Raw genomic sequence first — 10382 nt, 5'->3', positions numbered from 1 at the left:
ATCCAGCCTGTTCGAGCATTTTTTCAATTTTTTCAGTACCAACTTCGGTAAAGGTCGTTGTTTTTTGTTTTTCATCTATTTCATAGTCTTCTGGAATTAAGGCAGGAATAAATGTGTCAATAAGGTTATAAAAGTCAGTACGATCTTCTAGAGGACCAGAAATAATAAGGGGCGTACGTGCTTCATCAATAAGAATAGAATCCACTTCATCGACAATTGCATAATGATGTCCTCGTTGAACCATTTGACTACGATCAAAAGCCATATTATCGCGCAAGTAATCAAAACCTAGTTCATTATTTGTCGCATAGGTGATGTCACATGCATAGGCATTTCGGCGGGCATCGCTATCAAGATCATGAAGAATCACACCCGTTGTAAGCCCTAGAAAACTAAAAATTTTTCCCATTGTTTCAGCGTCACGACTGGCGAGATAATCGTTTACTGTCACAACATGAACGCCTTTACCTTCCAATGCGTTGAGATAAATTGGTAGGGTTGCCATTAATGTTTTACCTTCACCGGTGCGCATTTCAGCAATGCCACAGTCATGAAGAACCATTCCACCAATAAGTTGTACGTCAAAAGGACGCATGTCATAAACACGTTTTGCAGCTTCACGAACCGTTGCAAATGCTTCCGGTAAGAGTAAATCAACACTTTCACCTTCACTAAGACGTTTACGAAAAGCATCTGTTTTTTGGCAAAGCTGTTCATCACTTAATTTTACGAATTGTTCTTCCAAAGCATTAATTTGTGCTACTTTTTGGCGGAGGACCTTGAGACGTCGCTCATAAGCTGAACCAAAAAACTTACGTGCAAAAACACCTAAACTGACCATCTCCGGCCCTTTCTTTTAATTGTTACTACTCTTGCTGGGTCATTCATATGCTCACCCCATACTCTAATATTTTCTTTAAGTTTTCTGATATCATGGAATGCAGATGGTACCATTATACTTGCTAGTGTGCAATTTTTCACTTTAATTATAAAGTAGAGATAAGAGGCTAAATGCACGATGTCAATTTTAGGTATGCTGTTTAGCTGATACAATACAAAATAATTTAAGATACAATATGTCATTTTTTTCTATTATAATGTTTTTCATTTTCATTAGATAGGGTTGGAGAAACTGAGATAAAAGGAAAAATTTATACTTTTTAAAATAAAATTACTCATTTATTTCTCTATGTTTAAAGATTAAAATGTTATGGTAAAAAGAATTGGAATCTTGAACCTGCCTTTGTTTTTAAGGAGTATATTTATGAAATTTAACTTTATCACGCTGTTTTTAGCATCAACTTTATTGGCGAGTACAAGTTTAGGGGTGACGGCCCAAGAAGGTTTGAATTCATCGTCGAATGATTTAAAGACTTTAGAGAAAGCTTCTGAAAAAGCTGTTTCTCCTTCACATGTTATGGCCGTTATTGATGGGAAGAATATTACAGCAGGCCAATTGGATGATTTAGCGCTTGAAATAAATCCTAATTTAGCACGTTTTTCTGATGAACAACGTCGCATTATGGTCTTAAAAGCTTATTTGGATATGCAGGCACTTGCAAAAGAAGCAAGAAGCAAAGGTATTGATAAGACAGAAGCTTACGATAAACGTATGGCAGTTATGCGTGACAATGTGCTTCAACAGCTTTATTTTAAACAGGCGATTGTTGATAAAATTTCGGATACTGATTTGGAAGATCTTTACAAAAAGGAAATTGCTGCTTTACCTAAAGAGGATGAAGTTAAAGCCCGTCATATTTTGGTCAAAACGAGAAAAGAAGCAGAAGCTATCATTAAGCATTTAAATAAAGGCGAAAATTTTGAAGAGATTGCCAAGAAAAGTTCAACAGATGGTTCTGCTGCTGTTGGGGGGGATCTTGGTTATTTTAGCCATGGACAAATGGTCAAGCCTTTTGAAGATGCAGCATTTGGTTTGAAAGTTGGTGAATACACGAAACAACCTGTTGAAAGTCCTTTTGGTTGGCATATTATTAAATTAGAAGATCGTCGTGTAAAACAACCTCCTACATTTGATGAGGTTAAAGAGATGCTGCGTACACAGTTGATAAAAAAACGCTATCAACAACTAATTGTTGATTTACGGAGCAAGATAGATGTGAAATATCCTGATCCTAGTGTTACAAAAGTCATGGAATCGCTTAATCAAAATGGGACGCTGCTTCCCGATGAGACATCCGATGAAGAAGATACGGAATAGCAAGAAAAAATAAGGAGATAGCCTCTTTAATAGATCGTTTGCTAGTTTTTTTTAAAAAAACTAGCAGTTTTCTATGAGAGGTTATTAATCTGCAATCATTTTATTTGTTTTTATAGAAAGCATATTGTGGTTTTTAAAATATCTTCTTTGACGCCTCAAAATATCCAAGAGTTTGCCCCATTATCTGGTGTACGGATAGCAACAGCTAAAGCTGGCATTAAATATAAAGATCGTACAGATCTCCTTTTTATTGTATTCGATAAACCAGTGAGTGTGGCGGGTGTTTTTACACGTTCAAAATGTCCATCTGCCCCTGTAGAGCATTGTCGTGCATCACTTCCCCATGGGGTTGCGAGAGGGGTTATTGTGAATTCTGGAAATGCAAATGCTTTTACGGGAAGCAAAGGAAAGAACACAACCAATGAAATCATCTTTGCAGCAGCGAACACTTTAAAAGTTAGAGAAAATGAAATTTTTATAGCTTCTACGGGTGTTATTGGTGAGCCAATGGATGCAACGGGTATTGTAAATCTTTTACCAAGTATGGCAGAGACAGCAGGAGAGGGAAATTGGTTGGAAGCAGCAAAAGCCATAATGACAACGGATACATTTCCAAAACTTGCTACGCGTACTTTTGATTGTGGGGGGGAGAATGTAACCATTCATGGAATTGCAAAAGGTGCTGGTATGATTGCACCCGATATGGCGACAATGCTCTCGTTTGTGGTCAGTGATGCGACTATTTCTTCGGATATGCTTCAATCCATGTTATCAGAGGCCGTTGAGGGTTCTTTCAATTCGATTACTGTTGATAGCGATACCTCAACTTCAGATACGCTTATGTTGTTTGCGACAGGAAAAGAACATTTTCCATGCCTTACAAGTCAATCCGATCCACGTTATGGCGTTTTTGTGAAACAATTGAGTGCACTTCTGCATGAACTTGCACTCCAAGTGGTTTGTGACGGTGAAGGGGCACGCCATTTAATTGAGGTTAATGTGAGTGGTGCTACAACAAATAATGCAGCGAAAACGATTGCTTTATCAATTGCAAATTCACCGCTTGTAAAAACAGCTATTGCCGGTGAAGATGCAAATTGGGGGCGAGTCGTCATGGCGGTTGGGAAGGCCGGTGTTGAAGTCGATCGTGATCTGTTGACGATTTGGTTTGGTGAACATCGTGTGGCAGTAAATGGCGAGCGAGATCCTGCCTATTGTGAAGAGATAGTAGGATCCTATATGCAAGGTAAACACATCACAATTCGTGTTGATATCGGTTTGGGTCATGGTACAGCGACAGTTTGGTCTTGCGATTTAACAAAAGAGTACGTTATGATCAATAGCGATTACAGAAGTTAACAGATGCACTCTCTATATTTAACGGCCTATTATTTTTTTAAAGAGAACGAGATATGTGAATTTTTTTGAGGTAAGGGAATATGATACAGAAACAGTTATATCCTCATCCTCATTGGAGAGCGATATGTGTATAAAAAGTCCCCTTCTTCTTGTTGTTGCCTGCGCATTGTTAGATCAAAATAATCGTGTTTTGCTTACTGAGCGTTCTGAAGGAAAATCATTGGCTGGGTTTATGGGAGTTTCCTGGTGGAAAGGTTGAGCCAGGTGAAACTCCAGAAATCTCATTGATTCGTGAACTAGAAGAAGAACTTGGTGTGTATGTTCAGATAAATAATTTACACCCTTTAACGTTTGCGAGCCATAGCTATACAACATTTCACCTTTTAATGCCATTGTATCTTTGTGACCATTATGAGGGCGTGGCGCAAGGACGAGAGGGACAAAATTTAGCATGGGTTTTTATTAATGATCTCGATAAATATCCTATGCCTGATGCTGATAAACCATTGGTTCAGGTGTTAAAAAATCATCTTCTTTAATATAGTTATAAGAAGAAAATATTGTTTAAATATAATATTGATTTATAATTTTTTACGTCGAAATGGGAAAGCTCAGTCTCGTAAAGCTTTCTCGGTGAAAATCTATTTATCCTCAATCAATCAAAATCATGTCTTTTACACGTTTCAGGCGGAGAGAACCACGTGGATAAAAATGGTTGAAGAAAGACATGAAACTCAGGCTGAAAGAACATACTCCAACAGCCAAGGGGTTATCGAAACATTGAGAATTGGAAAAATTGAATGGTGATTTTGTATAATTCATAAGCATAAAACGATGGTAGATAATAGATTTATGCTTTTTACACGTGTTGTTGTGCGTTGGGGCTTGGAAGCGCTGAGAGATATCAGGGGCATTTATTTCATGAGATATCAATAATAAAAAAAATCAAAAGATTCTTTGAGAAGAAAATACTTTGAGCGCGTTATGAGAGATTATTTTACATGACTAATAACTTAAGCGTCAACGTAATACATTTATTATAATAATATATTGTTTTATAATTATAAATTATCTTTTTTCTCTTGATGCTCTATGATTTTTTACTCAAAAAATACCAATAACATATAAATAATTGTATGTAATTTAAAAAATAATTTCAAAACGAATAAAACATACGACTAATGAACAACTAAATATAAAAAAACATGAAAAGAAGACTGATTAGGGGGGGTAATGTACATTTTATCGTATGAGAGCAGAGAAAAAACTTTCTAAGTAAATATATGAATGAAAAATACAAATAACATGAGAGTGTCTTTATAATGCTCTTAGCTTTCATTTAGAATGGAAGAGGTAAAAATATAAAAAATTATGCAATTTTCATGTTTTTAAAGATGTTTTTTCTGTGTATTTTTGAAAACTGTGAGGCTGAATGGAAAAGAAGTGATAAAGCTGCGTAAATAATTTCTACCTTCAGTATTGGATTCAAAATAATATGCTTATTTTCTATCGGTTTGTAATAAAGCTGTTTGAAAGAGTGAAATATGATATATTGAGCACTCTGATTCAAATTATGAATTCGGCTTATGGTTACTATCTGATATTTTAATGAAAATTATTCAGTGAGTTTGTTGGTGAATTTTCACTCTATTTAAAAATAGGCGAGTGTTAATAAAGGATTCTAAATGAATATTGAACATGAGCTTTAAGAAAATATCAAAAGATATTCCTTTTGATCAAAGGGGACTCTGGCTCTTTACGTAATATAGAAAGCCATTGTATTGCCAATACAGGTGTGTTTAAGAGATACATTTCTCGAACACACTCAAGCTCCTTTCGCGTTGGTACTTGTGAAGGGTATAAAGCTAAATTCCTCACGGAAATAATATAAAATCCATTGAGCACTACCCTCTTTACGCTTAATAAAAGAGAAAGCTGAAACCATCATATACTTTGTTAACTCCAATTTTACAGCAACTTTCGGCATTCGAGAGTATTCATAATGGGTATTCTTTTCTTAATTGCCTTACCTCCCCCCCCCGCTTTCTTGTGATGCGCGACGGGTGGCTTTGATTAATTCAACATAAAACAAATTTGAAATGAGAAAATTTCACGCTATTTAAAGTTTTTACTCCAAGTAAATGATAAAATAATTATCCTTATAAACCAATTTACTAAATAAAAAACATTCAATGAATTTTTTTACAGGGGAGCTCTATTAAGCTTCTTGAATTGGACGACGTTTTGCGATGGGATATCGTTGATATGTTTGAGCAATACGTGTAATTACTTCCTCTAGAGGTTCGATCATAACGTCCATAGAGAAGCCATTTGCGTGAATAATATTTTCATGATCAACCATAATGGCAGCATGACCTTGCCAAAAAATCAAATCGCCTCTTTGAAGTTTATCACTGTCTGAGAGTGGTCTTCCTATAGTTTTCTGCTGCATGTCAGTATCACGTAAAACCATTTGACCGGTCATTATCATAGAAAGCTGGATGATTCCTGAGCAATCAAGTCCAAAGCCACTAGCGCCACCCCAAAGGTAAGGCGTGCGGATAAACATTTCAGCAACGCTAACATAATCTTTATACACATGTTTAATGGGACTAAGATGATTGCTAATGATTGCTTTCCCGTTTTCAAGTATAGAATACATAGTTTCACGGACTTCAACTTCATCAACGACACTTACCTTACTTCCCATAGATAAAGGATACTCCATTGGTCCACGCAAATCAGCTTGGAAATATTGAAAAGTTCGTGGGACTGAAACAACATGTGTTTGTTCGACAGTTGATGCACAAAGCGCTGTTGTATCAATATAGCCAACATAATTATCTTTGAGGGATTGTCCCCATGACATCGTTTCTCCGTGTTCAAAGATAAGAAGCTCTTCCCCAAATAAGCACTCTGTCTGCATTTCGCTTTTTTTATTGTTTTCTTTAAACAGTCCAGCAACAGGTACATTAACACGTCTTTTTTCACCTTGCAAAAAGCGTTGCGCTGTAATTTCTGTTTCAAGACGTTTGTCTGCTAAATCTTCTCTAAATGCATGTAATCTTGGATCTTTAGAGATCATTTATTTACCTTTCATTTTATCTTTAAATAGATTTTATAACGATTGCACAAGCAGAACTCCTCATCTTTAATAAAGCACAGAGCATAATTTAAGGTGATAAGATAATTCTTCTGAAGCTGCAAAATTGTCCATCTTTGTGGATATTTTGTGTCAAACTTCATTTTTTAAAATATTATAAAGGGCACGAATAGTTTGTGCTGATCCCCCAAAAGGGTATCCTGGTTTTTCTTTTGGAACCCATCCATAAAGGTCGAAATGCGCAAAATGTTTAGCTTTTTCAACAAAAGAATTAAGAAATAAAGCAGCCGTTATAGAGCCAGCAAAGCTATTTCCAGTTACATTGTTAAGGTCAGCAATTGGCGATGATAACATCTCTTGGTAAGGTTTCCAAAGGGGCATTTGCCAAAGAGGATCGAAAACAGCGTGAGCCGATTCAGAAATTTGTTGTGCCCATATTGAATCATTACAATAAAATGCGGGAAGATCTGGTCCTAATGCTATACGTGCTGCTCCCGTTAAAGTAGCCATACAAAGCATGAATTGAGGGCTTTCTTCATCACCATAGGCGAGTGCATCGGCAAGGACAAGGCGCCCTTCAGCATCTGTATTGCCTACTTCAACACTTAAGCCTTTACGACTTTTAAGAACATCACCTGGCCGGTAAGCATTCGCAGAAATTGCATTTTCTACAGCTGGAATCAAAACCCGTAGACGGAAAGGCAATTTTGCATCCATAATAAGTTTAGCCAATCCCAAAACATTTGCTCCACCCCCCATGTCTTTTTTCATAAGCAACATGTTATTGGCTGATTTAATATCCAGTCCCCCCGTATCAAAAGTCACACCTTTGCCTACCAACGTTATTTTAGGATGATGTTCTTGCCCCCAGTGTAACTCAATCAGTCGTGGGGCAGTGCTGCCTGCTTGTCCTACGGCATGAATCATCGGAAAATTATGGGTTAAGAGATCATCTCCACAAATACTTTGGACGTGAGCACCGTATGTTTTTCCTAATTGTCGTGTTTCTTTTTCAAGAGTATCAGGGGTCATATCATTGGCTGGAATATTGATGAGATCACGGACGAAGAAGATAGCTTCATAAATGCGTTGGAGCTCATTAAGGTCAACGGCTTCATTGACATGGATGGATAATGATTTGAAAGAAGAATTTTGACGATAGCGATTAAATTGATAGCTTCCCAGTGCCAATCCAAGATAGGTATTTATTTCATCAGAGGTTTCACCTTCTAAATGCCATTGACCAGCAGGAAGTTTTTGAGCAAGCAGTCCAGTGATAAAGGGATCGTTACCATTACCAATTCCAAATAAAACTTTTTTTAAATGTCCGGTTTCATGAGGAACAAAGAGTATTTGTCCTGCTTTTCCAATAAAATCATTAACTTTTATCCATGCTGCTGTTGGGGCATCAAGGGATAAATTGTCAAGGTTTCTTTGGTTTACCAAGATGATAGGGCAACTTTTATCGATACCTGTTGAGCTAAAATGAATAGGATGCTGGTGCATAATTTATGAGATCCTTATAGTCGTCTAAGTGCGACATACTCGACCAAATGATTTTCTCCCTTTCGTAGAACGAGATTGGACCGTGGTCGTGTTGGCAATATATTTTCCTGTAAATTTTTTAAATTAATTGTTTGCCAAATATCTTCAGCGATTTTTGAGGCTTCTTTTTCATTGAGAAGGGCATAACGATGAAAATAGGATTCAGGATTTTGAAAAGCTGTTTTACGTAAACGTTTAAAACGCTCTAAATACCAGTGACGAATGACTTCTGTTTCGGCATCGACATAGATTGAAAAATCAAAAAAATCTGACACAAAAGGAATGACTTTTCCATCTTTAGGAAGATCACTAACCTGTAATACATTAATACCTTCAACAATTAAAATATCAGGACGGTCAATAGTAATTGTCTGGTTTTCTAGAACATCATAGGTCATATGCGAATAAAGCGGAGCAGGGACATTCCCCACACCTGCTTTTATAGCCGAAAGAAAGCAAAGCAATTTTTTTATGTCATAGGAATCAGGAAATCCTTTACGATTCATACGATTTTTTTGCTGTAAGATTGCGTTAGGATAGAGAAAACCATCTGTTGTGATTAGATCAACTTTAAGACTAGAAGTCCAACGTTTCAGCAGTTCTTGAAGGATGCGAGCGGTGGTTGATTTTCCTACTGCTACAGAACCAGCAATTCCAATAATAAAAGGCGTTTTTTTGGTCTCTTCTTGATGGAGAAACTGCTGACGTTTGTGAAAAAGTTCTTGTACTGCTTCAACATGACATGATAACAAACGCGATAAAGAAAGATAAATACGTTGAACTTCCTCGAGATCGATAGGATCATCAATAGAGCGTAAACGTTTAATTTCATCAAAAGTCAAAGTGAGCGGTGTGTCTGCACGGAATTGAGACCACTGTTGTGCAGTAAAAACGCGATAGGGTGAATATCGGTCACAAATAGATTTGACCAAATTATCTTCCTGATTAATTTTTTGTATAGTCGTATCAATCATTTGTAATTGTCGAGATTTTTTTGCCATAGTAATTGGTTAAGAACAGGCAGGTAAACTGCTTTATGTTCAAATAAATTTTGTTTTGCATGCTCTCTATTTTTAAGATAATAGACCATTTTTACTAACTTATCGTCCAGTCATTCCAGTGCGCACGAACTTGTTCCAATGAGTACCCTTGTGCCAAAAAAGCCCATAAAAGTAAACGCGCCTTTACGGCTGATAAATAACCAGACATGAGAACACCTGAAGCAATCATATCGGTTTCTGAGCCTTTATAGCCATATGTTATACGTGTTGTTGAGCCATTACAACAACGACTAGCAATAATGATTGGTATTTTTTGTGCATATTGTTGTACAAGATCTGCTTCTTGAAAACTACAGTGTCCTGCACCAAAACCAGCGATAACAAGTCCAGCATAATATCCACTTTCAAGGCAGAGTTTCATTAATTGTGCATCAGACGATAAAGAGGAATAGAGGAGTGCAATTTGATGATCGTAATTTTGGGGAAGATCAAATGTTGTCGGGAAAAATTTTCGATCATTGAAATAAATGAGTTTTCCTTCTAGAATGGTTCCTAAAATACCTGTGAGACCTGATTGAAATGTTTCAACTTTAACGGTATGGCTTTTATAGAGCCAATACGGTGAATGAATTGTATCATTAATGACAACGAGGACACCCCTATTACGGCTTTGTGGGGCTGCTGCAACACGCGTTGCTGCTAAAATATTAGCGGGCCCGTCAGCGCCTGCTTCGTGAGGGGTACGCATAGCACCAGTTATGATGAGTGGTTCAGATTCCTTCCAATAGAGAGAAAGAAAAAAAGCTGTTTCTTCCAGAGTATCAGTCCCTTGCGTTAAAACAATCCCTTCGGCACCGGCGTTTATTTGTTGTTTTGCCCACTCGACTATTTCAAAAAGGATTTTAAAAGATAGAGATCCACTTGGTATTTGCATTAATGTTTGTGCATGAATATCAGCAACCTTATTTAAATCAGGAACACTTTTTATGAGGTTGTCTGAGGTTAAAGTTGGTTGCATATGGCCAAAACGATCAGCAGTCATTGCAATTGTTCCACCTAAGGTTCCTATAGCTATTTTTTTCATAATTTTCCTCTATAAAGGCACAAACTGTTTACATAAAGCTATTTAGCAGTAATTTACATTGACAACAATGAA

General features: G+C 36.8%; 7 protein-coding genes and 1 pseudogene. 3 read left to right on the top strand and 5 right to left on the bottom strand.

Going from position 1 to position 10382, the window contains the following annotated elements:
- Positions 1-841: DEAD/DEAH box helicase (locus BN338_RS08440; protein WP_039760981.1), on the bottom strand; the 841-nt coding region annotated here is incomplete at its 3' end.
- A gap of 423 nt (positions 842-1264) precedes the next feature.
- On the opposite strand from BN338_RS08440, the gene BN338_RS08430 reads away from it, so the two are divergent.
- The 3 genes and pseudogenes from BN338_RS08430 to mutT all read left to right on the top strand — a co-directional run bounded on the left by BN338_RS08430 (position 1265) and on the right by mutT (position 4116).
- A complete protein-coding gene (locus tag BN338_RS08430; RefSeq protein ID WP_039760977.1) occupies positions 1265-2218 on the top strand; it encodes a peptidylprolyl isomerase in 954 nt (317 codons plus the stop codon).
- 126 nt (positions 2219-2344) lie between these two features.
- The gene (gene argJ, locus BN338_RS08425) at positions 2345-3577 is read left to right on the top strand and encodes a bifunctional glutamate N-acetyltransferase/amino-acid acetyltransferase ArgJ (protein WP_039760975.1); all 1233 of its coding nucleotides are present in this window, start codon (positions 2345-2347) and stop codon (positions 3575-3577) included.
- 124 nt (positions 3578-3701) lie between these two features.
- Positions 3702-4116 (top strand): annotated as a pseudogene (mutT, locus tag BN338_RS08420) (8-oxo-dGTP diphosphatase MutT).
- Between the two features lie 1679 nt (positions 4117-5795).
- On the opposite strand, the gene BN338_RS08410 reads toward mutT, so the two are convergent.
- The 4 genes from BN338_RS08410 to BN338_RS08395 form a co-directional block, all read right to left on the bottom strand.
- Positions 5796-6662, bottom strand: coding sequence for a C40 family peptidase (locus tag BN338_RS08410; RefSeq protein ID WP_039760970.1), 867 nt, complete (start codon positions 6660-6662; stop codon positions 5796-5798).
- 150 nt (positions 6663-6812) lie between these two features.
- Positions 6813-8186, bottom strand: coding sequence for a leucyl aminopeptidase family protein (locus BN338_RS08405; RefSeq protein WP_039760968.1), 1374 nt, complete (start codon positions 8184-8186; stop codon positions 6813-6815).
- 14 nt (positions 8187-8200) lie between these two features.
- The gene (coaA, locus tag BN338_RS08400; RefSeq protein WP_244427645.1) at positions 8201-9145 is read right to left on the bottom strand and encodes a type I pantothenate kinase; all 945 of its coding nucleotides are present in this window, start codon (positions 9143-9145) and stop codon (positions 8201-8203) included.
- Between the two features lie 175 nt (positions 9146-9320).
- On the bottom strand, positions 9321-10310 hold the full coding sequence (locus tag BN338_RS08395; RefSeq protein ID WP_039760965.1) for an asparaginase: 990 nt from the start codon (positions 10308-10310) through the stop codon (positions 9321-9323).
- Positions 10311-10382 lie beyond the last annotated feature (72 nt).

Origin of the sequence: Bartonella queenslandensis AUST/NH15 (assembly GCF_000312585.1) — a bacterium.
GTDB classification, from domain to species: domain Bacteria; phylum Pseudomonadota; class Alphaproteobacteria; order Rhizobiales; family Rhizobiaceae; genus Bartonella; species Bartonella queenslandensis_A.
The sequence above is the reverse complement of the archived record's forward strand: the minus strand, read 5'-3'. Positions and strand labels throughout refer to the sequence as shown.

Coding starts and splice junctions, on each gene's coding strand:
- BN338_RS08395 (WP_039760965.1), bottom strand. CDS start 10,310: ATGAAAAAAATAGCTATAGGAACCTTAGGTGGAACAATTGCAATGACT.
- BN338_RS08430 (WP_039760977.1), top strand. CDS start 1,265: ATGAAATTTAACTTTATCACGCTGTTTTTAGCATCAACTTTATTGGCG.
- BN338_RS08405 (WP_039760968.1), bottom strand. CDS start 8,186: ATGCACCAGCATCCTATTCATTTTAGCTCAACAGGTATCGATAAAAGT.
- BN338_RS08410 (WP_039760970.1), bottom strand. CDS start 6,662: ATGATCTCTAAAGATCCAAGATTACATGCATTTAGAGAAGATTTAGCA.